Annotated in this window: 25 protein-coding genes; 24 read left to right on the top strand and 1 reads right to left on the bottom strand. The window is 71.2% G+C overall.

Going from position 1 to position 23,240, the window contains the following annotated elements:
- Position 1 precedes the first annotated feature (1 nt).
- From JK361_RS26725 to JK361_RS26655, 15 genes are all read left to right on the top strand, one after another.
- Positions 2 to 241 carry an RNA-binding protein gene (locus JK361_RS26725; RefSeq protein WP_003973401.1) on the top strand — a complete coding sequence of 80 codons (240 nt, stop codon included), beginning with the start codon at positions 2 to 4 and terminating at the stop codon, positions 239 to 241.
- 82 nt (positions 242 to 323) lie between these two features.
- Entirely contained in the window at positions 324 to 986 is a 663-nt protein-coding gene (gene rimM / locus JK361_RS26720; RefSeq protein ID WP_201822506.1) for a ribosome maturation factor RimM, read from the top strand.
- Complete coding sequence (trmD, locus tag JK361_RS26715) at positions 986 to 1,819, top strand: tRNA (guanosine(37)-N1)-methyltransferase TrmD (RefSeq protein ID WP_201822505.1); 834 nt, start codon at positions 986 to 988, stop codon at positions 1,817 to 1,819. Before rimM ends, trmD begins: the two co-directional genes overlap by 1 nt.
- A 135-nt stretch (positions 1,820 to 1,954) precedes the next feature.
- On the top strand, positions 1,955 to 2,305 hold the full coding sequence (rplS, locus tag JK361_RS26710) for a 50S ribosomal protein L19 (protein ID WP_201822504.1): 351 nt from the start codon (positions 1,955 to 1,957) through the stop codon (positions 2,303 to 2,305).
- Between the two features lie 46 nt (positions 2,306 to 2,351).
- Positions 2,352 to 3,050, top strand: coding sequence for a signal peptidase I (gene lepB, locus JK361_RS26705; protein ID WP_201822503.1), 699 nt, complete (start codon positions 2,352 to 2,354; stop codon positions 3,048 to 3,050).
- Positions 3,043 to 4,134 carry a signal peptidase I gene (lepB, locus tag JK361_RS26700; RefSeq protein WP_201822501.1) on the top strand — a complete coding sequence of 364 codons (1,092 nt, stop codon included), beginning with the start codon at positions 3,043 to 3,045 and terminating at the stop codon, positions 4,132 to 4,134. Before lepB (JK361_RS26705) ends, lepB (JK361_RS26700) begins: the two co-directional genes overlap by 8 nt.
- Positions 4,022 to 5,035, top strand: a complete 1,014-nt coding sequence (lepB, locus tag JK361_RS26695; protein WP_201822499.1) for a signal peptidase I — start codon at positions 4,022 to 4,024, stop codon at positions 5,033 to 5,035. The genes lepB (JK361_RS26700) and lepB (JK361_RS26695) overlap by 113 nt, the downstream gene beginning before the upstream one ends.
- Before the next feature lie 224 nt (positions 5,036 to 5,259).
- Positions 5,260 to 6,045: a signal peptidase I gene (gene lepB / locus JK361_RS26690; protein WP_201822497.1), complete on the top strand. Its 786-nt coding sequence runs from the start codon at positions 5,260 to 5,262 to the stop codon at positions 6,043 to 6,045.
- 85 nt (positions 6,046 to 6,130) lie between these two features.
- Entirely contained in the window at positions 6,131 to 6,649 is a 519-nt protein-coding gene (locus tag JK361_RS26685) for an NUDIX hydrolase (RefSeq protein WP_201822649.1), read from the top strand.
- Positions 6,650 to 6,705: 56 nt separating this feature from the next.
- Positions 6,706 to 7,014 (top strand): DUF2469 domain-containing protein, encoded by a 309-nt coding sequence (locus tag JK361_RS26680; protein ID WP_014675276.1) that lies wholly within the window; start codon positions 6,706 to 6,708, stop codon positions 7,012 to 7,014.
- Between the two features lie 126 nt (positions 7,015 to 7,140).
- Positions 7,141 to 7,503 (top strand): YraN family protein, encoded by a 363-nt coding sequence (locus tag JK361_RS26675; protein WP_201822495.1) that lies wholly within the window; start codon positions 7,141 to 7,143, stop codon positions 7,501 to 7,503.
- Entirely contained in the window at positions 7,504 to 9,114 is a 1,611-nt protein-coding gene (locus JK361_RS26670; protein WP_201822494.1) for a YifB family Mg chelatase-like AAA ATPase, read from the top strand.
- Between the two features lie 400 nt (positions 9,115 to 9,514).
- A complete protein-coding gene (gene dprA / locus JK361_RS26665; RefSeq protein WP_201822493.1) occupies positions 9,515 to 10,675 on the top strand; it encodes a DNA-processing protein DprA in 1,161 nt (386 codons plus the stop codon).
- A 321-nt stretch (positions 10,676 to 10,996) separates the two neighbouring features.
- Positions 10,997 to 11,839, top strand: a complete 843-nt coding sequence (gene whiG, locus JK361_RS26660) for an RNA polymerase sigma factor WhiG (protein WP_201822491.1) — start codon at positions 10,997 to 10,999, stop codon at positions 11,837 to 11,839.
- A gap of 64 nt (positions 11,840 to 11,903) precedes the next feature.
- The gene (locus JK361_RS26655) at positions 11,904 to 12,461 is read left to right on the top strand and encodes a TetR/AcrR family transcriptional regulator (RefSeq protein ID WP_201822647.1); all 558 of its coding nucleotides are present in this window, start codon (positions 11,904 to 11,906) and stop codon (positions 12,459 to 12,461) included.
- 104 nt (positions 12,462 to 12,565) lie between these two features.
- Here JK361_RS26655 and JK361_RS26650 read toward each other — a convergent pair whose 3' ends face one another.
- Complete coding sequence (locus tag JK361_RS26650; RefSeq protein WP_236053612.1) at positions 12,566 to 13,135, bottom strand: M23 family metallopeptidase; 570 nt, start codon at positions 13,133 to 13,135, stop codon at positions 12,566 to 12,568.
- Positions 13,136 to 13,408: 273 nt separating this feature from the next.
- Here JK361_RS26650 and rpsB point away from each other — a divergent pair, with 273 nt between their 5' ends.
- The 9 genes from rpsB (at position 13,409) to JK361_RS26605 (ending at position 23,198) form a co-directional block, all read left to right on the top strand.
- Entirely contained in the window at positions 13,409 to 14,326 is a 918-nt protein-coding gene (rpsB, locus tag JK361_RS26645) for a 30S ribosomal protein S2 (protein WP_201822490.1), read from the top strand.
- Positions 14,327 to 14,513: 187 nt separating this feature from the next.
- Positions 14,514 to 15,350 (top strand): translation elongation factor Ts, encoded by an 837-nt coding sequence (tsf, locus tag JK361_RS26640; RefSeq protein ID WP_201822488.1) that lies wholly within the window; start codon positions 14,514 to 14,516, stop codon positions 15,348 to 15,350.
- Positions 15,351 to 15,565: 215 nt separating this feature from the next.
- Positions 15,566 to 16,324, top strand: a complete 759-nt coding sequence (pyrH, locus tag JK361_RS26635) for a UMP kinase (protein WP_201822486.1) — start codon at positions 15,566 to 15,568, stop codon at positions 16,322 to 16,324.
- Positions 16,325 to 16,509: 185 nt separating this feature from the next.
- A complete protein-coding gene (frr, locus tag JK361_RS26630; RefSeq protein ID WP_201822484.1) occupies positions 16,510 to 17,067 on the top strand; it encodes a ribosome recycling factor in 558 nt (185 codons plus the stop codon).
- Positions 17,067 to 18,200, top strand: coding sequence for a phosphatidate cytidylyltransferase (locus JK361_RS26625; RefSeq protein WP_201822482.1), 1,134 nt, complete (start codon positions 17,067 to 17,069; stop codon positions 18,198 to 18,200). The genes frr and JK361_RS26625 overlap by 1 nt, the downstream gene beginning before the upstream one ends.
- Positions 18,201 to 18,832: 632 nt before the next feature.
- Positions 18,833 to 20,176, top strand: a complete 1,344-nt coding sequence (locus tag JK361_RS26620) for a cytochrome P450 (protein ID WP_201822480.1) — start codon at positions 18,833 to 18,835, stop codon at positions 20,174 to 20,176.
- A gap of 141 nt (positions 20,177 to 20,317) precedes the next feature.
- The gene (locus JK361_RS26615; protein ID WP_201822478.1) at positions 20,318 to 20,632 is read left to right on the top strand and encodes a hypothetical protein; all 315 of its coding nucleotides are present in this window, start codon (positions 20,318 to 20,320) and stop codon (positions 20,630 to 20,632) included.
- Positions 20,633 to 20,779: 147 nt separating this feature from the next.
- A complete protein-coding gene (gene rlmN, locus JK361_RS26610) occupies positions 20,780 to 21,886 on the top strand; it encodes a dual-specificity RNA methyltransferase RlmN (protein ID WP_201822477.1) in 1,107 nt (368 codons plus the stop codon).
- Between the two features lie 238 nt (positions 21,887 to 22,124).
- Positions 22,125 to 23,198: a thiamine ABC transporter substrate-binding protein gene (locus JK361_RS26605; RefSeq protein ID WP_201822475.1), complete on the top strand. Its 1,074-nt coding sequence runs from the start codon at positions 22,125 to 22,127 to the stop codon at positions 23,196 to 23,198.
- Positions 23,199 to 23,240 lie beyond the last annotated feature (42 nt).

The following is a 23,240-nucleotide window of genomic DNA, read 5'->3' as shown; positions in this document are numbered from 1 at the left end:
CATGCTCGAAGAGGCGCTTGAGCACCTCGTGAAGGGCATCGTCGACAACCCTGACGATGTGCAGGTCGCCTCGCGCAACCTGCGCCGCGGGCGCGTGCTGGAGGTCCGGGTCCACCCCGACGACCTCGGCAAGGTGATCGGTCGCAACGGCCGCACCGCGCGTGCCCTGCGTACCGTCGTGGGCGCCATCGGCGGTCGCGGTGTCCGCGTCGACCTGGTCGACGTGGACCACGTCCGCTGACGCTTCATCGCAACCGGCTCGGGCCGGGGAGGGCCACTGGGCCGTCCCCGGCCCGCAGTCGTATGACAGGAGATTTGGACAGGTGCAGCTGGTAGTCGCACGGATCGGCCGTGCCCATGGCATCAAGGGCGAGGTCACCGTCGAGGTACGTACCGACGAGCCGGAACGCAGGCTCGCGCCCGGCGCCGTGCTCGCCACGGACCCCGCCTCCACGGGACCGCTGACCATCGAGACGGGGCGCGTCCACAGCGGCCGCCTCCTCCTGCGGTTCGCGGGCGTCGCCGACCGCAACGCCGCCGAGGCGCTGCGCAACACCCTGCTGATCGCCGACGTGGACCCCGAGGAACTGCCCGAGGACGAGGACGAGTACTACGACCACCAGCTGATCGACCTCGACGTGGTCACCGAGGACGGCACGGAGGTCGGCCGGATCACCGAGATCTCGCACCTGCCCTCCCAGGACCTGTTCATCGTGGAGCGTCCGGACGGCAGCGAGGTGCTGATCCCCTTCGTGGAGGAGATCGTCACCGAGATCGACCTCGAGGAGCAGAAGGCGGTCATCGCGCCCCCGCCGGGCCTGATCGACGACCGCGCCGAGATCGCGTCCGCGCGGGACGCCGGGGGTGCGGCGGACACCAAGGGCTCGCCGGCGGGCTCCGAGGGCCAGGCGGGCTCCGAGGGCGCCGAGGGCTCCGAGGGCCAGGCGGAGGCCGAGGGCGCCGAGGGCGCCGGGGAAGAGTCGTAATGCGCCTCGACGTCGTCACGATCTTCCCCGAGTACCTCGACCCGCTGAACGTCTCCCTCGTCGGCAAGGCGCGCGCGCGTGGGCAGCTCGACGTCCATGTGCACGACCTGCGCTCCTGGACGTACGACCGCCACAACACGGTGGACGACACCCCGTACGGCGGCGGCCCCGGGATGGTCATGAAGACCGACCCCTGGGGCGACGCCCTGGACACGGTCCTCGCCGACGGCTACGAGACCGGCGCCCAGGCCCCCGCGCTGATCGTCCCCACGCCCAGCGGCCGTCCCTTCACCCAGGAACTGGCCGTCGAGCTGTCCGAACGCCCCTGGCTGATCTTCACGCCGGCCCGCTACGAGGGCATCGACCGGCGCGTGATGGACGAGTACGGGACCCGTGTGCCCGTCTACGAGGTCTCCATCGGCGACTACGTCCTCGCCGGCGGTGAGGCGGCCGTCCTCGTCGTCACGGAGGCCGTCGCCCGGCTGCTGCCCGGCGTCCTCGGCAACGCCGAGTCCCACCGCGACGACTCCTTCGCCCCCGGCGCGATGGCCAGCCTCCTCGAAGGCCCCGTCTACACCAAGCCGCCCGTCTGGCGCGGCCGGGACATCCCCGACGTGCTGCTCAGCGGCCACCACGGGAAGATCGCCCGCTGGCGCCGCGACGAGGCCCTCCGGCGCACGACCGCCAACCGGCCCGACCTGATCGAGCACTGCGATCCCAAGGCCTTCGACAAGAAGGACCGCGAGATGCTCTCCATCCTGGGCTGGGAACCGGACCCGGAAGGGGAGCGGTACGGCCGATTTTGGCGCCGGGCCGAGGGCATGGAAGAATAGACCGCTGTTGTGCGCCCGTCCGGCGTGCGCCCCTGCCACAGGGGGACACGACGCCCGTCCCGACCCGCACGGCAGTCCTCTTGAACCCCTAGTTCCCGTTGATGACCTGTGGCATCAGCGAAGAAAGCAGACGAAATGTCTCACCTGCTCGACTCCGTCGACGCCTCGTCGCTGCGCAGCGACGTCCCGGCCTTCCGTCCGGGTGACACCGTCAACGTCCACGTCCGCGTCATCGAGGGCAACCGCTCCCGTGTGCAGCAGTTCAAGGGCGTTGTGATCCGCCGCCAGGGCGCCGGTGTCCGCGAGACCTTCACGGTCCGCAAGGTCTCGTTCTCCGTCGGCGTCGAGCGCACCTTCCCGGTGCACACCCCGATCGTCGAGAAGATCGAGCTCGTCACCCGCGGTGACGTGCGCCGCGCCAAGCTGTACTACCTCCGTGAGCTGCGCGGCAAGGCCGCGAAGATCAAGGAGAAGCGCGACAGCTGAGCGCTCTGAAGGAGTCCATGGCGGGTCGGGATAGCATCTCGCCCCGATGGACACCGAAGCACAGCCGACGGAACGCGACCGCTCCTCCCGACCCGGTACTCCGGGCGCGGAGGGCCGGTCGCGTTCCGCGTTGGTGGCCCGGATCGCCGAGTGGGTCCCGGGCGGCCGTATCACCCTCGCGATCCTCACCGGCCTGACGTTCCTGCTGCTCCTCAGCACCCTCGTGGTGCAGCCGTTCCAGATTCCGAGCGGATCCATGGAGCAGGGTTTGAGGATCGGGGACCGCGTTCTCGTAAATAAGTTGGCGTACCGTTTCGGTGGCCGACCGCTCCGCGGCGATGTGGTTGTGTTCGACGGCACGGGGTATTTCGGGGACGCCGACTACATCAAGCGGGTGGTCGGGGTGGGGGGAGACCACGTGGTCTGCTGCGACAGGAAGCGGAGGATCGAGGTGAACGGCCGGCCGGTCGACGAAACGGCGTTCCTCTACCCCGGGGACAGCGCCTCCAGCGTGCCCTTCGACGTCGTCGTGCCCCCGGGCCGCCTGTTCGTCCTCGGTGACCACCGCAGCGACTCCAGCGACTCCCGTGACCACCTCGGCTCGCCCGGCGGCGGCATGATCCCCGTCGACGACGTCATCGGCAGGGCCGACTGGATCATGTGGCCCTACCGCCACTGGACCCATCTGACCCGGCCGTCCGCCTACGCGCGCGTGCCCGCACCGGCGGAGGGCGTCCATGGGTAATCGCGGCAAACCGCGCGGGGTGCCCGGCAGCCCCGCCGACAACCTGCTGCCCACCGGGGTCCGCCGCACCTCCGCGCCCGGAGGCGGCCGTACGCGCGCGGAGCGCCGCAAACTCCAGCGCAAGGTCAAACGCAAGCGCAGGCGCTCGGCCGTTCGGGAGATCCCCCTTCTGGTCGGCGTCGCCGTCCTCATCGCGCTCGTCCTGAAGACGTTCCTCGTCCAGGCGTTCGTGATCCCGTCCGGGTCCATGGAGGAGACGATCCGGATCGGCGACCGGGTCCTGGTCGACAAGTTCACCCCGTGGTTCGGCTCCGAGCCGCAGCGCGGGGACGTCGTCGTCTTCCACGACCCCGGTGGCTGGCTCCAGGACGAGCAGACGGCCAAGAAGAACGACCCCGTCGTCGTCAAGCAGCTCAAGGAAGGGCTCTCCTTCATCGGCCTGCTGCCGTCCGACAACGAGAAGGACCTGATCAAAAGGGTTATCGGGGTCGGTGGCGACCACGTCAAGTGCTGTGACGCGCAGGGTCGTGTCACCGTCAACGGCGTCCCGCTCACCGAGGGCGACTACCTCTACCCGGGGAACTCGCCCTCCTCCACCCCCTTCGACATCACCGTGCCCCAGGGCCGGCTGTGGGTGATGGGCGACCACCGGGACAACTCGGCCGACTCCCGTGCCCACCAGAACACCCCCTACGGCGGCACGGTCTCGGTGGACTCCGTGGTCGGCCGGGCCATGGTCATCGGCTGGCCGCTCGGCCACTGGACGCGTCTGGAGGAACCTAAAACCTTCGCAAGCGTCACCGACGCGGTGTCGGGGGCGACCGCTGCTCCCCGGCCGTCGCATAGGGTTGATGTGGACAATCCGAACGGATTGACACAGCTCCCGACCCCTGCGGAACTCCCGCTCGTTATGGGAGTGGTGGGCCTGCGTCGTGTGTGGGGCAGGCGGCGGCACGGAGTGAGGAGTTGGCGTGGGGGATGTGGCGGTTGGCGCACGGTCGGGACACGACGGCGAGGAGCACCGCGGGCACCCCGTGGAGCCGGACGTTCCCGTACCGGACAGCGCCATGACCTCCGGGAATGACGCGGCCGCGGGCGATGACCGCACGCCGGAGGGCGAGCAGCGGCCCCCCGCCGGGACCGGGGACGCGGACGCGGGAACGCACCCGCCCAGGAAGCCGCGCTCCTTCTGGAAGGAGCTGCCGATCCTGATCGGCATCGCGCTGGTCCTGGCGCTGCTGATCAAGACCTTCCTGGTCCAGGCGTTCTCGATCCCGTCCGACTCGATGCAGAACACCCTCCAGCAGGGTGACCGCGTCCTGGTCGACAAGCTCACCCCGTGGTTCGGCTCCGAGCCCGAGCGCGGCGAGGTCGTCGTCTTCCACGACCCGGACGACTGGCTGGCGGGCGAGCCGACGCCGAACCCGAACCCGGTGCAGAAGGTCCTCAGCTGGATCGGCCTGATGCCGTCGGCGGAGGAGAAGGACCTCATCAAGCGGGTGATCGGAGTCGGCGGCGACACCGTCGAGTGCAAGGGCACCGGCCCGCTGCGGGTCAACGGCAAGGCGCTGAACGAGCCCTACGTCTACCCGGGCAACACGCCGTGCAGCGTCGACGACCAGGGCGGCCAGTTCAAGGTGAAGGTCCCCGAGGGCTACCTCTGGGTGATGGGCGACCACCGCCAGAACTCCCGTGACTCCCGCTACAACCAGGCCGACAAGAACCACGGCATGGTCCCCGTCGACAAGGTCGTCGGCCGCGCGATCGTCAAGGCCTGGCCGATCAACCGCTGGGGCACCCTGCCGATCCCGGCCACCTTCGACCAGCCCGGCCTCGACCAGCAGTCCTCCTCCGCCGCGTCCCTGCCGGTGGCCCCGCAGGGCGTGGCCGTCGCCGCCGTGCTGCCGCTCGTGGTGTGGCGGCGCGGGCGCACGGACCGCACCCGGTCCGGGGCGGCACGGAAGACGCCGGCCGGACGGCCGTGAACCACGGGCCGGCCGGCCCCGCCGGGCGCCGCTGACCCCGGCCCGGGACCACGTCCCCCCGACCGGCGGACGAGCGAGCACTCGCCCGGCCCTTCCGGCGACTCCCGCCCCCGAGGCGGACCCGGCCGAGGCCCTCCGCCGCCTGTGACCTCGGCCGGGCCTGGTGGGACCGGTCGAAAAGAGGGGCTGCCCCCGCTCGGAACCGACGGGTAGGGTGCGGGTCCATGGGTGGCGAGAGCATGACGCGTACGGCCCCGCAGAGCGGCGGCACCGGCACGGCACAGGCCGGCGGCGGCCGGCTCGGGCAGCGGCTGTCCGGACTGGCCGTGGCACTGGGGCTGGTGCTGTTCCTGGGCGGATTCGCGTGGGGAGCGGTGGTCTACCGGCCGTACACCGTGCCCACCAGCTCCATGGCCCCCACCATCGACGCCGGCGACCGGGTGCTGGCTCAGCGCGTCGACGGCGACGACGTGCGCCGCGGTGACGTGGTCGTCTTCGAGGACAAGACCTGGGTCACGGGCGCCAAGGTGGTCAAGCGCGTGGTCGCGGTCGGCGGCGACACCGTCTCCTGCTGCACCGACGGCAAGCTGACCGTCAACGGCAAGCAGATCGACGAGCCGTACCTGCCCAAGGGCAGCCTGGCCGAGATCAAGAACTTCGGCACGGTGAACGTGCCCGAGGGCCGGCTGTTCCTCCTCGGCGACGAACGCCAGGGCTCCCTGGACTCCACCGCCCACCTCACGGACGCGGCCAAGGGCACCGTCTCCCGCGACGCGGTCTCCGCCCGCGTGGAAGCCGTCGTCTGGCCCTGGAAGGGCGGGCTGGAGCGGCCCACCGGCTTCGAGTCGCTCGGCACCCTCTCCCGGCCGGGTCCGCTGCGCACGATCGAGCTGCTGATCGTGGCCGGCGCGGTCCTGGTCCTCGGCGGTGGCGCCTACGGCCCGATCGCGGGGCGCCTGAGGCGCTCCCGCACCCGTACGGCCGGCCCGGGGGCGGCCGGTGCCCGCTGAGACCGCGCGGCCGGCCGAGGAGCACTACGAGGGCGAGGGCGGCCCGGGCACGGTCGGGGAGGGGCCGTACGAGGGTGAGGGCGGCCTGCGTGCGGTGGCGGAGGAGTCGTACGAGGGTGAGGGCGGCCTGCGGAAGGTGGCCCGGGTGGTTCTCCTCGACCCCGACGACCGCATCCTGCTCCTGCACGGCCACGAACCGGACGACCCGGCCGACGACTGGTGGTTCACCCCCGGCGGCGGCCTGGAGGGCAGCGAGACGCGGGAGGAGGCCGCGCTGCGGGAACTCGCGGAGGAGACCGGCATCACCGACGTCGAGCTGGGGCCCGTGCTCTGGCGGCGGCGGTGCTCCTTCCCGTTCGCGGGCCGCCGCTGGGACCAGGACGAGTGGTACTACCTGGCCCGTACGCACCAGACGGCCACCGCGGCGACGGGGCTGACGGAGCTGGAGCGGCGCAGCGTCGCCGGAGCGCGCTGGTGGACGTGCCGGGAACTGACCCGGGCACATGAGACGGTGTATCCGACCAGACTCGCCGAGCTGCTGCGCACGCTGCTCGTCGAAGGTCCCCCGGCCGGACCCGTGACCCTCGACACGGAAATCGTCTGAGGGCTCCGGGGACTGGCGCACAATGGTGGGATCGCACGGCTGAAGGGGAACATGCCATGAGCGCCGAGGACCTCGAAAAGTACGAGACCGAGATGGAGCTCAAGCTCTACCGGGAGTACCGAGACGTCGTCGGTCTCTTCAAATACGTGATCGAGACCGAGCGGCGTTTCTATCTCACCAACGACTACGAGATGCAGGTGCACTCGGTCCAGGGCGAGGTGTTCTTCGAGGTGACCATGGCCGATGCCTGGGTCTGGGACATGTACCGGCCGGCTCGCTTCGTCAAGCAGGTTCGCGTGCTGACGTTCAAGGACGTGAACATCGAAGAGCTGAACAAGAGCGACCTGGAGCTGCCGGGTGGCTGATGACCTGCGGCTTCGTGCGGTATTGCCCGTTCGGGTGACGGAGTTTTCCACAACCGCCGAGTAGTCCACCAAGATCAACATCTGGGGACGGGATGCGTGACGGTTGGCGCCTGAGGAGGTGCCGACATGAACGCACGAATGGCAATCGGCAAGTACGGCGAGGACCTGGCCGCGCGGCGGCTCGCCGAGACCGGCATGACGATCCTGGAGCGCAACTGGCGCAGCGGGCGGTCCGGTGAGATCGACATCGTGGCGCGGGACGGCGACGCGCTCGTCGTCTGCGAGGTGAAGACCCGCAGGGGCGGCGACTACGAACACCCGATGGCCGCGGTCACACCGGAGAAGGCGGCCCGGCTCCGGGCGCTCGCCGAACACTGGATCCAGGCCCACGGAGGAACCCCGCCGGGCGGCGTGCGCATCGACCTCGTCGGCGTCGTCCTGCCCCGCCGGGGCGCCCCGGCCGTCGAGCACGTGCGGGGGGTGGCCTGAATGGCGTTCGCCCGTACGTGCTCGGTGGCCCTCGTCGGTGTCGAGGGCGTGGTCGTCGAGGTCCAGGCCGACCTCGAACCCGGCGTCGCGGCCTTCACCCTGGTCGGGCTCCCGGACAAGAGCCTGACGGAGAGCCGGGACCGGGTGCGGGCGGCGGTGGTGAACTCGGGCGCTGCCTGGCCGTCCAAGAAGCTCACCGTCGGCCTCAGTCCCGCGTCGGTGCCGAAGAGCGGCAGCGGCTTCGACCTGGCCGTCGCCGCCGCCGTCCTCGGCGCGGCCGAACGGATCGACCCCCGTGTGCTCGCCGACATCGTCATGATCGGAGAGCTGGGTCTGGACGGCCGGGTGCGGCCGGTCCGCGGCATCCTGCCGGCGGTCCTCGCCGCGGCGGACGCGGGATACGAACAGGTGGTCGTCCCCGAGTCGGCGGCGCCCGAGGCCGCACTGGTGCCGGGCGTGTCGGTGCTGGGCGTACGGAGTCTGCGCCAGCTGATCGCCGTCCTCACCGAGGAACCGGTGCCCGACGAGGAACCGGTGCCGGGAGACATCCGCCCCGACCCCTTCCTCGCCGGTCTTGCCCTCCCCGGGACCGGGCTCGGCACGGGCGCCGTCGGCGGCGCGCACGCCCCCGACCTCGCCGATGTCGCAGGCCAGCACACGGCACGGGCGGCGCTGGAAGTCGCGGCGGCCGGCCGGCACCACGTCTTCTTCAAAGGGCCGCCCGGCGCCGGCAAGACGATGCTCGCCGAGCGGCTCCCGGGGCTCCTGCCCGAGCTGAGCCGGGCCGAGTCACTGGAGGTCACAGCGGTCCACTCGGTGGCCGGCATGCTCCCTCCCGGCCATCCCCTGGTCGACAAACCCCCGTACTGCGCGCCCCACCACTCCGCGACCATGGCCTCCCTCGTCGGCGGCGGGAACGGCCTGCCCCGGCCCGGCGCGGCGTCCCTGGCCCACCACGGTGTCCTCTTCCTGGACGAGGCAGCCGAGTTCCACAGCAGCGTCCTCGACGCCCTGCGTCAGCCCCTCGAATCCGGTCACGTCGTGATCGCCCGGGCGGCGGGGATACTGCGGATGCCGGCCAGGTTCCTCATGGTCCTGGCAGCCAACCCGTGCCCGTGCGGCAGGCACGGGCGGGGTGCCGACGTCTGTGAGTGCAGGCCGTCCTCGATCAAGCGCTACCGCGCCCGGCTCTCCGGCCCCCTCATGGACCGAGTGGACCTGCGCGTCACCGTGGAGCCGGTCGCCAGGGCCGAACTGCTCCGGATGCACACCGGAGCGGAACCGACGGCCACCGTGGCCGACCGGGTCAGGCTCGCCCGGGAACGGGCCGCCCGGCGCTACGAAGGACTGCCCTGGCGAACCAACAGCGAGGTCCCCGGCCACGAACTGCGCACCCGCTGGCACGTACAGCCCGGGGCACTGGCCAAGGCCGAGGAAGACCTGGACCGGGGCCTGCTCACCGCCCGTGGCCTCGACCGCGTCCTCCGCGTCGCCTGGACGCTCGCCGACCTGGGCGGGCGCGACCGGCCCTCGGCGAACGACGTGAACCGGGCCCTCGAACTCCGCACCGGCGTCCGCCGCGGCGCCGTCCTGGAAGGAGCTGGCAGGTGAGGAACAGCGGCCGGCCGAGCGCCGGGAGCCCGGGGTGACCGGGGAGCGGGGGCCGACCGAGCGCCGGGAGTCCGGGGGGACGGAGGAGCAGGGGGCGGCCGATCGCTGGGAGGCCGAGTCGGCCGGGGAGCAGGGGCTGGCCGGTCGCCTGGAAATCGGGGGGACGCAGGAGCGGGGGCCGACCGAGCGCCGGGAGTCCGCGGGGACGGAGGAGCAGGGGCCGCCCGGTGGACGGGAGTCCGAAGCGGCCGGGCGGCCGGGGGCCGGTGGTGGGCAGGGCGAGGTGGTCGGCCACCCGGGACCCGGCGGCGGGGAGTCTGCGACGGCTGGGCGGCTGGAGCCCGGTGGACGGGAGTCCGAAGCGGCCGGGCGGCCGGGGCCGGGTGGTGCGGAGGCTCCGGTGACCGGGCGCTCCCGGTCTGACGGCGAACTGCTCGGGCGGGTCTTTCTGAACCGGGTGATCGAGCCGGGGGACGAGGCCGCCGGGCGGTGGGTGCGCGAGTTCGGCGTGGAGGAGGTGATGCGGCGGCTGCGGTGCGGCAGAGCGGCGCTGCCCGGCGTGAGCGGGACCCGGTGGGCGGGGCTCGTCGCGCGGGCCGGGCGGGCCGAGCCGGAGCGGGACCTCGCGGTGGCCCGGGCCGCGGGGGCGCGGTTCGTGTGCCCGGGGGACGGCGAGTGGCCCCGCCAGCTCGACGACCTCGGGGACGGGCGGCCCCTGGGGCTGTGGGTGCGGGGCCGGCCGAACCTGCGCATGTGGGCCCTCCGCTCCGTGGCCGTGGTCGGCGCCCGCGCCTGCACCGAGTACGGCACCCACGCGGCGGCCACCCTGGCCTCCGGCCTCGCCGAGCGCGGCTGGGTCGTCGTGTCGGGCGGTGCCTACGGCATCGACGGCGCCGCCCACCGGGGCGCCCTCGCCGCCCGCGGCGCCACCGTCGCCGTCCTGGCATGCGGCGTCGACCAGCCCTACCCGCGCGGCCACGCCGCACTGATCACCCGCATCGCGGAACAGGGACTCGTGGTGGGCGAACTGCCACCCGGCGACCACCCCACACCCAGCCGGTTCATCCTCCGCAACCGGGTGATCGCCGCTCTGACCAGGGGCACCGTCGTCGTGGAGGCCGCCCGCCGCAGCGGCTCGCTGGCCACCGCGCGGGCCGCGCAGCGCCTCGGCCGGTTCACCATGGGCGTGCCCGGACCGGTCACCAGCGCCCTGTCCGCCGGCGTCCACGAACTGCTCCGCGCGGAGGCCACCCTGGTCACCGATGCCGCGGAAGTCATCGAACTCGTGGGCGACATGGGCGACCTCGCACCGGTCCGGCGGGGCCCGGTTCTCCCGCGTGACCTGCTGGAACCGGCCGCCCGCAGCGTGCTCGCCGCCCTGCCCGGCAACCGCGCGGCCCCCGCCGAGGAGATCGCGCTCGGCGCGCGGACCACCCGGGACGAGGCGATCGCGAGACTGTACGAACTCCGAGCACTTGGGTACGTCGAACGACACGGCGATGGCTGGAAGTTGACACGCCAGGCGTTGATCTCGGTCCGGACCGGTCGCCGCCCGTGCTGACCGACCGTGTTCGGCCGTCCGGGGGAATCCCCGACGCCCTTGGCGTTTCCCGGAGTTGGCGGCTGAGGCCGGTCACGGAGAGCGAGCCGCCGAGCGCGGTCACACGCCCGGCGCGAGCCCCCCGCGCAGGGGTGGAGCCTCGCTGTTCGCACACCGCGACTCCTCAGTCACGCTACGCTCACGACGGTGGCGGCGCAGACCGGCCAACCCGGCACCAGACCGACACCTCACCCAGTCAGCCCACTTCCCCGCACGCACCTCAGTCCCTCCCACTTCACGGCACTTCACGGCACTTCACGGCAGAACGGCACAAGGCGACGAATGCCCCAGCACACCTCCGGGTCCGACCGGGCGGCGGTCCCCCCCACCGCCCGCGACGGTGGCAGCGTGCGACCGCCCGCCCCCTCGACGCTCGACGAGCTGTGGCGGTCGTACAAGGCGACGGGGGACGACCGGCTGCGGGAGCAGCTGATCCTGCACTACTCGCCGCTGGTCAAGTACGTGGCGGGCCGGGTGAGCGTCGGACTGCCGCCCAACGTGGAGCAGGCCGACTTCGTCTCCTCGGGGGTCTTCGGGCTGATCGACGCGATCGAGAAGTTCGACATCGACCGGGAGATCAAGTTCGAGACGTACGCGATCACCCGGATCCGCGGCGCGATGATCGACGAGCTGCGGGCGCTGGACTGGATCCCCCGCTCGGTCCGGCAGAAGGCGCGCAACGTCGAGCGCGCCTACGCCACCCTGGAGGCGAGGCTGCGGCGGACGCCGACGGAGGGGGAGGTCGCCGTCGAGCTGGGCATGGAGGTCGACGAACTCCACGCGGTGTTCAGCCAGTTGTCGCTGGCCAACGTGGTCGCCCTGGAGGAGCTGCTGCACGTCGGCGGCGAGGGCGGGGACCGGCTCAGCCTGATGGACACCCTGGAGGACACCGCCGCCGACAATCCGGTGGAGGTGGCCGAGGACCGGGAGCTGCGGCGGTTCCTGGCCCGGGCGATCAACACGCTGCCCGAGCGGGAGAAGACCGTGGTCACCCTGTACTACTACGAAGGGCTCACCCTCGCCGAGATCGGCAACGTGCTCGGGGTCACCGAGAGCCGGGTCAGCCAGATCCACACCAAGTCCGTGCTCCAGCTGCGGGCCAAGCTCGCGAGCTTCGGTCGGTGAGTGCTCCCTTTCGGGATGGCGTGTCCGTAAAGTGGTCGACGTGCCAAGGATTCGAGCGGCCTCCGTGGCCGAACACCGGTCGATGCAGCGAGCCGCCCTGCTGGACGCGGCTCGGTCCCTGCTGTCCGAGGGTGGGACGGAAGCGCTGACCTTCCCCGCGCTGGCCGAGCGGACGGGACTGGCGCGGTCGTCCGTGTACGAGTACTTCCGGTCGCGGGCTGCCGTGGTCGAGGAGCTGTGTGAGGTCGACTTCCCGCTGTGGGCGGCGGAGGTCGAGGCGGCGATGGAGCGTGCCGACTCGGCCGAGGGCAAGATCGAGGCGTATGTGCGGCAGCAGCTGGCGCTGGTCGGGGACCGGCGGCACCGGGCGGTCGTGGCCATCTCCGCGAGCGAGCTGGACGCCGGCGCCCGCGAGAAGATCCGCGCGGCCCACGGGGGGCTCGTCGCGATGATCGTCGAGGCGTTGGGGGAGCTGGGGCACGGGGAGCCCCGGCTCGCGGCGATGCTCCTCCAGGGCATCGTGGACGCGGCGGTCCGGCGGATCGAGCTGGGGGCGGCCGAGGACCCCGTGGACATCACCGACGCGGCCGTGGCCATGGCTCTGCGGGGTGTGAAGGGCTGACCGGCAGGCCGCGGCAGTGCCCCGAAGGGGTGAAGGAAACCGCGCGACCAGCCCCGGCGCCCCATGGCTGGGGCATGACCGGCAGCAGTCTCGGCGCCCCACGGCTACGGCATGACCGGCAGCAGCCTCGACGGCCCGCTGTTCAGCAGCCACGGTGGCAGCAGGGACAGCGGGTCCAGATAGGTCTGACCGCGTAACAGGCCCCAGTGGACGCACGTCGCCGTCCCGCAGTGGGCCCCGCCCGGCTCCACCGCCCCCACCACCTCGCCCGCGGCCACGCGGTCCCCCTTCTCCACCGAAGGGCGTACCGGCTCGTACGTCACGCGCAGATCCGTGCCCGCCAGGGCCACCGACACCACGCCCCGCCCGGCCACCCGCCCGGCGAAGAACACCCGGCCGGCGGCCACCGCCCGCACCGGTGCTCCGGCCGGCGCGCCGAGATCCACTCCCCGGTGCCCCGCCCCGTAGACCGTGGTCGGCGGCTCCCAGCCCCGCAGGACGGGCGGGCGGACGCCGACCGGCCAGGCGCGGCCGATGGCCGGGGCCCGGGGCGGTGGGGGCGCCGGCGGTGCCGGAGGCGGGGGGCCGGCCCAGGCCAGGGGCATGAGCGCGATCACCGCCCAGCCCAGCGGCAAGGCCGTCCACAAAGCCGTACGTCGCATCACCCGTCGCATGGGAGAACCGTCCCGCACCCCGCCGATCAGGGCGGCGGCCTGTGGACTACTCGCCGGTTGTGGACAGTGCCGTCACCCGCTGCCTCGCCGGTCCCGTACACTTCTTCTGGCGATCCGGGTCACCGGGTCGACTTCGCACGCCCCGGTACGGCAGCCGGCAACGGTTCGTACCAAGCGCCTCTCGGTCCTTCGCGGCACGGCGCATCGCGGGCGTCAGGCGCGACCGCCGTCCGGCGGACGCGGCACAACCGAGAACACCAAGGAGATACGGCCATGGCCGTCGTCACGATGCGGGAGCTGCTGGAGAGCGGCGTCCACTTCGGTCACCAGACCCGTCGCTGGAACCCGAAGATGAAGCGCTTCATCTTCACCGAGCGTAACGGCATCTACATCATCGACCTGCTCCAGTCGCTGTCGTACATCGACCGCGCCTACGAGTTCGTCAAGGAGACCGTCGCCCACGGCGGCACGGTCATGTTCGTCGGCACGAAGAAGCAGGCGCAGGAGGCCATCGCCGAGCAGGCCACCCGCGTCGGCATGCCCTACGTCAACCAGCGCTGGCTGGGCGGCATGCTCACCAACTTCTCGACCGTCTACAAGCGTCTGCAGCGCCTCAAGGAGCTCGAGCAGATCGACTTCGAGGACGTCGCCGCGTCCGGTCTGACCAAGAAGGAGCTTCTCGTGCTCTCGCGCGAGAAGGCCAAGCTGGAGAAGACCCTCGGTGGTATCCGCGAGATGCAGAAGGTGCCCAGCGCCGTCTGGATCGTGGACACCAAGAAGGAGCACATCGCGGTCGGCGAGGCCCGGAAGCTCAACATCCCGGTCGTCGCCATCCTCGACACCAACTGCGACCCCGACGAGGTCGACTACAAGATCCCGGGCAACGACGACGCGATCCGCTCCGTCACCCTGCTCACCCGCGTGATCGCCGACGCCGTCGCCGAGGGCCTCATCTCCCGCTCGCGCGTCGCCACCGGTGACAAGGGCGAGAAGGCCGCGGGCGAGCCGCTCGCCGAGTGGGAGCGCGACCTGCTCGAGGGTGAGAAGAAGGACGAGGCTCCGGCCGCCGAGGCTGCTCCGGCCGCCGAGGCTGCTCCGGCCGCCGACGCCGCTCCGGCCGCCGAGGCTGCTCCGGCTGCCGAGGCCGCTCCGGCCGAGGGCGAGAAGGCCGCCGAGGGCGAGCAGGCCTGACACCGGTCCGTCAGCGTTCGACGGCGGGGGCGGCACTGCACCTCACGGCGCCTCCGGCGCGGTGAAGTCCGCCCCCGCTGTTCACCCGTAGGTCGGCACGACGTACGCGAACCGCGCTACTCCAGGTGGAACGCACACCGTGCGGACCTAGAAGATCTTCCAGACTTCGAGAAAGACTCACAGACTCATGGCGAACTACACCGCCGCCGACGTCAAGAAGCTCCGTGAGCTGACCGGCGCCGGCATGATGGACTGCAAGAAGGCGCTGGACGAGGCCGAGGGCAACGTCGAGAAGGCCGTCGAGGCGCTGCGCATCAAGGGCCAGAAGGGCGTCGCCAAGCGTGAGGGCCGCTCCGCCGAGAACGGCGCCGTGGTCTCCATCATCGCCGACGACAACTCCTCCGGTGTTCTGGTCGAGCTGAAGTGCGAGACGGACTTCGTCGCCAAGGGCGAGAAGTTCCAGGCCGTGGCCAACACCATCGCCGAGCACGTCGCCAAGACGAACCCGGCCGACATCCAGGCCCTGCTCGCTTCCGAGATCGAGGCCGGCAAGACCGTCCAGGCGTTCGTGGACGAGGCCAACGCCAACCTCGGTGAGAAGATCGTCCTGGACCGCTTCGCGCAGTTCTCCGACGGCTTCGTGCTCGCCTACATGCACCGCACCATGCCCGACCTGCCCCCGCAGATCGGTGTCCTGGTCGAGCTGGACAAGCCGAACGCCGAGGTCGCCAAGGGCATCGCCCAGCACATCGCCGCCTTCGCGCCGAAGTACCTCTCCCAGGACGAGGTCCCGGCCGAGGTCGTCGAGTCCGAGCGTCGCATCGCCGAGGAGACCACCCGCGCCGAGGGCAAGCCCGAGGCCGCGATCGCCAAGATCGTCGAGGGTCGTGTCAACGGCTTCTTCAAGGACGCCACGCTGCTCGGCCAGCCGTACGCGCTCGACAACAAGAAGTCGGTCCAGAAGGTTCTGGACGAGGCCGGTGTCACCCTGAAGCGCTTCTCGCGCATCAAGGTCGGCATCTGAGTCCGTACCGCGATCGACGCGTGACCCACGGGAAAACCCCCGAGGAATTCCCGGTAGGGTCGACCGCAGTCGCCCGCGCACACCGCCGCACCCCGGCGTGGAGCGGACGGCAGCAGATCTGACGAGGAGGCCATTGCCGCGCATGGGAGCGAAAAGCGACCCCATCGGCAATGGCCTTCTTCGTATGTGCAACACATGAAAGAGGCGGGATCCCCATGACCACCAAGGCCCAGAAGAGCGACGACGGCAAAGTGCGCGGCCGGTTTCTGCTGAAGCTGTCCGGAGAGGCCTTCTCCGGTGGCGGGGGCCTGGGCGTCGACCCGGATGTGGTGCACAAGATGGCCCGCGAGATCGCGGCCGTGGTGCGCGACGGGGCCGAGATCGCGGTCGTCATCGGCGGCGGCAACTTCTTCCGCGGCGCCGAACTCCAGCAGCGCGGCATGGACCGCGCCCGCTCCGACTACATGGGCATGCTCGGCACCGTGATGAACTGCCTCGCCCTCCAGGACTTCCTGGAGAAGGAAGGCATCCAGTCCCGCGTGCAGACCGCCATCACCATGGGCCAGGTCGCCGAGCCGTACATCCCGCTGCGCGCCGTGCGCCACCTGGAGAAGGGCCGCGTGGTCATCTTCGGCGCCGGAATGGGCATGCCCTACTTCTCCACCGACACCACCGCGGCCCAGCGCGCCCTGGAGATCGACGCCGAGGCGCTGCTCATGGGCAAGAACGGCGTGGACGGGGTCTACGACTCCGACCCCAAGACCAACCCCGACGCCGTCAAGTTCGACGCGCTCGGCTACGGCGAGGTCATCACCCGTGACCTCAAGGTCGCCGACGCCACCGCCATCACGCTGTGCCGTGACAACAAGCTCCCGATCCTCGTCTTCGAGCTCCTCGCGGAGGGCAATATCGCCCGCGCCGTCAAGGGTGAGAAGATCGGCACGCTGGTGGGTGACCAGGGCAGCCGGGACTGACCGGTATGTCCCCGTAGCCCGGGGTACGCCACCTGTCCGAGGGACGGACGGGACGCGCCCTGGCCGGGGGATGGACAATGTCCTGCCGGTCGGGAACCGTGCAGGAAGAAGACGCGACGCAGCCGGCCGCCGCCCCGACAGAGGAACCGCAGCCGGGCCTTACTCAAGACACGCAGGAGCAAGTGGTGATCGAAGAGACCCTCCTCGAGGCCGAGGAGAAGATGGAGAAGGCCGTCGTGGTCGCCAAGGAGGACTTCGCCGCGATCCGCACCGGCCGTGCGCACCCGGCGATGTTCAACAAGATCGTGGCCGACTACTACGGTGCCCCGACGCCGATCAACCAGCTGGCCTCGTTCTCCGTGCCGGAGCCGCGCATGGCGGTCGTGACCCCGTTCGACAAGAGCGCGCTGCGCAACATCGAGCAGGCGATCCGCGACTCCGACCTGGGCGTCAACCCCAGCAACGACGGCAACATCATCCGTGTGGTGTTCCCCGAGCTGACCGAGGAGCGCCGCCGCGAGTACATCAAGGTCGCCAAGGGCAAGGGTGAGGACGCCAAGGTCTCCATCCGCTCGGTGCGGCGCAAGGCCAAGGACGCCATCGACAAGATGATCAAGGATGGCGAGACCGGCGAGGACGAGGGCCGCCGTGCGGAGAAGGAGCTGGACGACCTGACGGCGAAGTACGTCGCCCAGGTGGATGAGCTCCTCAAGCACAAGGAAGCGGAGCTGCTCGAAGTCTGATGAGCGACTCTTCCTGGGGGGCGCCGCCATCGGTGGGGCAGGCCGCGTACTGGGGGCCCACCGCTGGTGGGCCTGTCCAGGGGGCTGCCCCGGCGGGTCCCGCGTACGATGCGCCTGAGGCGCAGCAGACTCGCCCCATGCCCATCGCGCCCGGCGCACCCGCGTACGGCGGAGACCAGGACGACGACCGGGGGGCCGCCCGGCTGAGTGGCCCCTTGTTCCGAGACGAGACGTTCCAGGCCCGGGAACTCCCGGCCGAGACCCAGAACCCGGAGCCCATGTCCGACGTCCCGCAGACGCCGCCGGCGCCGCAGAAGAAGAGCGCGGGCCGTGACCTGAGCGCGGCCATAGGGGTCGGGGTCGGGCTCGGTGTGCTGATCGTCGCGTCCCTGTTCATCGTCAAGGCCGTGTTCGTCGGCGTCATAGCGATCGCCGTCGTCGTCGGGCTGTGGGAGCTGACCAGCAGGCTCCAGGAGCGCAAGGGCATCAAGGCACCGCTCGTGCCGCTCGCGGTCGGCGGTGCGGCCATGGTCGTCGCCGGCTATGTACGCGGCGCCGAGGGCGCGTGGATCGCCATGGCCCTCACCGCCCTCGCCGTCCTGGTCTGGCGCATGACGGAAGCACCGGAGGGCTACCTGAAGGACGTCACGGCCGGCGTGTTCGCCGCGTTCTACGTACCCTTCCTGGCGACGTTCGTCGCGCTGCTGCTCACCGCCGACGACGGCCCCTGGCGGGTGCTGACCTTCCTGCTGCTGACGGTCGTCAGCGACACCGGCGCCTACGCGGTCGGCTGGCGCTTCGGCAAGCACAAGCTCGCCCCGCGCATCAGCCCCGGCAAGACCCGCGAGGGCCTGCTGGGCGCGGTGCTGTTCGCGATGGTCGCGGGCGCGCTGTGCATGCAGTACCTGATCGACGACGGCTCCTGGTGGCAGGGCCTGCTGCTCGGCCTCGCGGTCGCGGCCAGCGCCACGCTGGGTGACCTCGGCGAATCCATGATCAAGCGGGACCTGGGCATCAAGGACATGGGCACCTTGCTCCCCGGCCACGGCGGAATCATGGACCGCCTGGACTCGCTCCTGCCCACGGCACCGGTGGTCTGGCTGCTGATGGTCGTGTTCGTCGGCAGCAGCTGACGCCGGGCCGGGTTCCGGCCGCTGAGGCTGCCGGACCGCGGTGACCTCACCGGGCAGCGGCCCGCGGTAGCGGAACAGGAGTGCCGTCGACTCCGAGTGAACTGCTCGCCGCAAGGCTTACGGGCCCCCGTCCTGAACACAGGACGGGGGCCCGACGCCGTATCCGGACCCGCCCCGGCCCCGAGGAGCGGCCCGCGGAGAAGCCGCACTCGGAGGCATGGACGCCGCGCCCGGGAGCCGCGGACGCTGGGCACGGGAGCCGCACCTGGCCGCCGCGCCCGGAGCCGGCACGCGGGAGCCGCACCCGGGATCCGGCACCTGGATCCTTGATGCGGGAGTCGTCCTCGGCTGTTGCGCGTGGAGCCGGCATGCGGGAGCCGTACTCGGGAGCGGGCACCTGGATCCGTGCTGCGGGAGTCGTACTCGGCTGCTGCGCCCGGAGCCGGCACGCGGGAGCCGCACCCGGGAGCGGGCACCTGGATCCGTCGCACGGGAGTCGTACTCGGACGCCGTACCCGGAGCCGTACTCGGATGCCGCAGCACGAATCGGCGGCCGAGGTCGGTGCGCGGCAGACTCCTTCACAGGGCGGTGCTGCCACCGCCGCCCGGTGATGCAGCAGGGAGTGTGCCCGATGCCCCTAGACTCCGCCCCGCCCCCGGCGGACCCGGCCACACCGGGCCGGACGTTCGGGCCGCCCGCCCCGGGCCGGACGCTCGGGCCGCCCATCCCGGACCGGACGCTCGGGCCGCCCACCCCGGGCCGGGCCCCCGGGCCGCCCGCACCGCCGGTGAGGTTCTGGCCCGTCGACGACCTGCCCGCGCTCGACCCCGATCCGTTCCTCGACGAGCTGTTGAGCGAGGAGCCGGTGGCCCGGATCAGGCTGCCGCACGGGCAGGGCTGGGCCTGGCTGGTCACGCGGTACGACGACGTCCGCTTCGTCACCTCCGATCCGCGCTTCTCCCGGGCCCAGGTCGTCGGCCGCGACGTCACCGCCATGCGCCCGGTGCCGGTGGCCTCGCAGACCGCCGGTCTGCAGTACATCGACCCGCCCCGGCACACGCTGCTGCGCAGGGTCGTCGCCCGCGCGTTCACCGGCGAAAGCATGCGGCGGCTGCGCCCGTCGGCGGAGCGCAGGGCCGCCGAGCTGCTGGACGGGATGGCACGCGCCGGCGCCCCGGCCGACCTCATGGAACACCTGCACGGTCCCTTCCCGATCGCCGTGATCCGCGACTTCCTGGGCGTGCCGGAGAAGGACTGGCACCGGTGGGCCGCGACGGGCGAGGCCCTGCTGTCCGCGGGCGCCGAGTCGGGGGAACGCGCCCGGGAGGCCGCGCGGGCCACTCGCGCCGGGATCACCGAGCTGCTCCGGACCCGCCGTGCGGAACCGCGGGACGACCTGGCCGGAGTGCTGGCGCAGGCCGCGGCGACGGGCGAGATCACCGAGGACGAGGCGATCTCCCTCGCCATCGCCGTACAGGTCAGCGGAGGCCACGCGGTCCGCAACAACAGCGGTTCGATGATGTACGCGCTGCTCACCCACCCCGGGCAACTGGACCGGCTGCGCCGTGATCCGGAACTGCTGCCGAGTGCCGTGGAGGAGCTGTTCCGCTACGTCCCGCACCGCAACGGCGTCGGCATTCCCCGGATCGCCACCGAGGACGTGCAGGTCCGTGGCCGGTTGATTCGCGCCGGTGACGTGGTCTACAACGCCTATCTCGCCGCCAACCGCGACCCCGGGGTGTTCCCCGCCCCCGACGCCCTGGACTTCGACCGGGAGGGCGCTTCCCCCGTGGCGTTCGGTCACGGCCCACACCACTGCCTGGCCGCCGTCATGGCCCGCATGGAGGCGGAGATCATGATCAGCTCCGTCCTGACCCGCTTCCCCGGCATCCGGCTGGCCGTACCTCCGAGGGAGGTCGAATTTCAACGCCGAGGCCTGATCCGCGGCCCGAGAACCCTGCCGGTGACCTGGTGAGCGAACCTTCCATTTCTGTCGGATGCGTGTCGAAGGTGCCGGAATTTCGACCTTGGCGGCCGGGGAACCCTAGGCCAAGGGATATGCGCCAGTGAGCACACCCGGCGCCTTCCAGGTGCTTCGCTGCGTCATGATCTGGCGATGGATGAGTACGCCTGGCCCACGGGGCGTGAGGTGCCGGTCGTGGACGTGGTCCTGAAGAGCTGGACGGCAGTCGTCGCGGCGCTGCCTGTCGGGAGCCGGATCACCGGTGAGGTCGTCGGTCGGCAGCCCTTCGGGGTCTTCATACGTATGGATGGTGTGCCGGACGCCATAGCCCTGGCGGAGATCACGGCCATGCCGCAGGGGATGGACCTCCCGCCCCTCGGAGCCCACGTCAGCGGTGTGGTCTTCTGGCACGCTGACAACCACCAGGTCAGGGTCCGGCTCGACGAGTGGCTGACGGACGACGAGTGAGCGCCCCTGGGCGGTCCCCGGGCCGTCCGAGAGCGCTCGGCACCGACCGGTGGCGCCTGCCAACGACACCTGTGACGCCTGCCAACGACAGTCGTAGCCGGCGACCCCCGCAGGTCACCCCAGTGGATCTGCGACACTGGTAGCGCCATGCCTAAGCCCGGAGAACTCACTTTTGTCGCGCCGCGCGGAGCCAAGAAGCCGCCGCGGCATCTCGCCGACCTCTCGCCCGCCGAGCGCAAGGACGCGGTGGCCGAGATCGGTGAGAAGCCGTTCCGTGCCAAGCAGCTCTCGCAGCACTACTTCGCGCGGTACGCGCACGACCCGGAGCTGTGGACCGACATCCCCGCCGGTTCGCGCGCCAAGCTCCAGGAAGCGCTGTTCCCGGAGCTGATGACCGTCGTGCGGCATCTGTCCACCGACGAGGGAACCACCCGCAAGACGCTGTGGCGGCTGTTCGACGGGACCCTCGTCGAGTCCGTCCTCATGCGGTACCCGGACCGCGTGACCATGTGCATCAGCTCGCAGGCCGGATGCGGGATGAACTGCCCGTTCTGCGCCACCGGACAGGCGGGTCTGGACCGGAATCTGTCCACCGCCGAGATCGTCCACCAGATCGTGGACGGCATGCGGGCCCTGCGGGACGGAGAGGTGCCGGGTGGTCCGGCGCGGCTGTCCAACATCGTCTTCATGGGGATGGGCGAGCCGCTCGCCAACTACAAGCGGGTCGTCGGTGCCATCCGCGCGCTGACCGACCCGGCGCCGGACGGGCTCGGCCTGTCCCAGCGCGGGATCACCGTCTCCACCGTCGGGCTCGTGCCGGCCATCCACCGGTTCGCCGACGAGGGCTTCAAGTGCCGGCTCGCGATCTCCCTGCACGCCCCCGACGACGAGCTGCGCGACACCCTCGTCCCCGTGAACACGCGGTGGAAGGTGCGCGAGGTGCTGGACGCCGGGTTCGAGTACGTCGAGAAGAGCGGGCGGCGGCTGTCGATCGAGTACGCCCTCATCCGCGACATCAACGACCAGGCGTGGCGCGGTGACCGGCTCGGCCGGCTGCTCAAGGGCAAGCCCGTGCACGTCAATCTCATCCCGCTGAACCCGACGCCGGGCTCGAAGTGGACCGCCTCGCGGCCCGAGGACGAGAAGGCGTTCGTGGAGGCCATCGCGGCCCATGGTGTGCCCGTCACCATCCGGGACACCCGTGGTCAGGAGATCGACGGAGCCTGTGGCCAGCTCGCGGCCACCGAGCGGTAATCTGCTCGCGGCCACCGAGCGGTAATCTTGCCGGGTCCACACATCTTCATATTCCGACAGGGGAGCGCCACAGCGCTGAGAGTGCGGCGGACAGGGCCGCAGACCCTCTGAACCTCGCCCAGGTCATTCCGGGTAGGAAGTTCGGTCATCACTCAAGCTGTTGCGCCCTGCCCGGGTCTTCCTCGCGGAGCCCGGGCAGGGCCGCGTCTCTTCCTGGCCAACCCCAGGAGGACATCCAGTGCAGAACAAGACCTTCGTGGCCGTGGCGGTCGGGCTCGGCCTGATCAGCCTGTCCGCGTGCGGTTCCGGCGACGGCAAGTCGTCCGCGGACTCCAAGACCGTGACCCTGGTCAGCCACAACTCGTGGGCCATCTCCAAGAAGGTGCAGCGCGACTTCGAGAAGCGGTCCGGCTACAAGCTCAGGGTCCTCAAGGACGGCGACGCCGGCCAGGCCGTCAACAAGGCCATCCTCACCAAGGGCAACCCGCAGGGCGACGTCTTCTTCGGCGTCGACAACAGCCTGCTCTCCCGCGCCCTCGACAACGGGCTGTTCCAGCCGTACACGGCCAAGGGCCTCGACAAGGTCGGCGCCTCGTACCAGCTCGACAAGGACAAGCACCGGGCCACGCCCGTCGACCACGGCGACATCTGCGTCAACTACGACAAGGCCTGGTTCAGCGAGCACAAGCTGACCCCGCCGCGGACCTTCGCGGACCTCGTCAAGCCCGCGTACAAGAACCTCCTGGTCACCGAGAACGCCGCCACCTCCTCGCCGGGCCTCGGCTTCCTGCTCGGCAGCGCCGCCGCATACGGTGACGACGGGTGGCAGGACTACTGGAAGAAGCTCAAGGCCAACGGCGTCAAGGTGGTCGACGGCTGGGAGCAGGCCTACACCCAGGAGTTCTCCGGCTCCACCGGCGGCAAGGAGGCCGGCGGTGACCGCCCGCTCGTCGTGTCGTACGCCTCCTCGCCGCCCGCCGAGGTGCTCTACGCCAAGAAGAGGCCCAGCACCGCCCCGACCGGCGTCGCCACCGCCACCTGCTTCCGGCAGATCGAGTTCGCCGGGCTGCTCGGCAACGCGAAGAACCCCGAGGGTGCCAAGGCGTTCCTCGACTTCCTGATCTCCAAGGAGTTCCAGGAGGACATGCCGGTGAACATGTACGTCTACCCGGTGGTGCAGGGCGCCGAGGTGCCCGCCGAGTTCACCGAGTACGGTCCGGCCGCCGAGAACCCCGAGACCATGGCCCCCGAGAAGATCGCCGCCAACCGTGACCAGTGGGTCAAGTCGTGGACCTCGCTCGTACTGAAGTAGCCGCCCGCAAGGGGGGTACGCGCGGGAGCGCGGCGCGGCTCG

The organism is Streptomyces musisoli, assembly GCF_016741855.1.
Taxonomy (GTDB): domain Bacteria; phylum Actinomycetota; class Actinomycetes; order Streptomycetales; family Streptomycetaceae; genus Streptomyces; species Streptomyces musisoli.
This window is presented reverse-complemented; position numbering and strand designations above follow the sequence as displayed.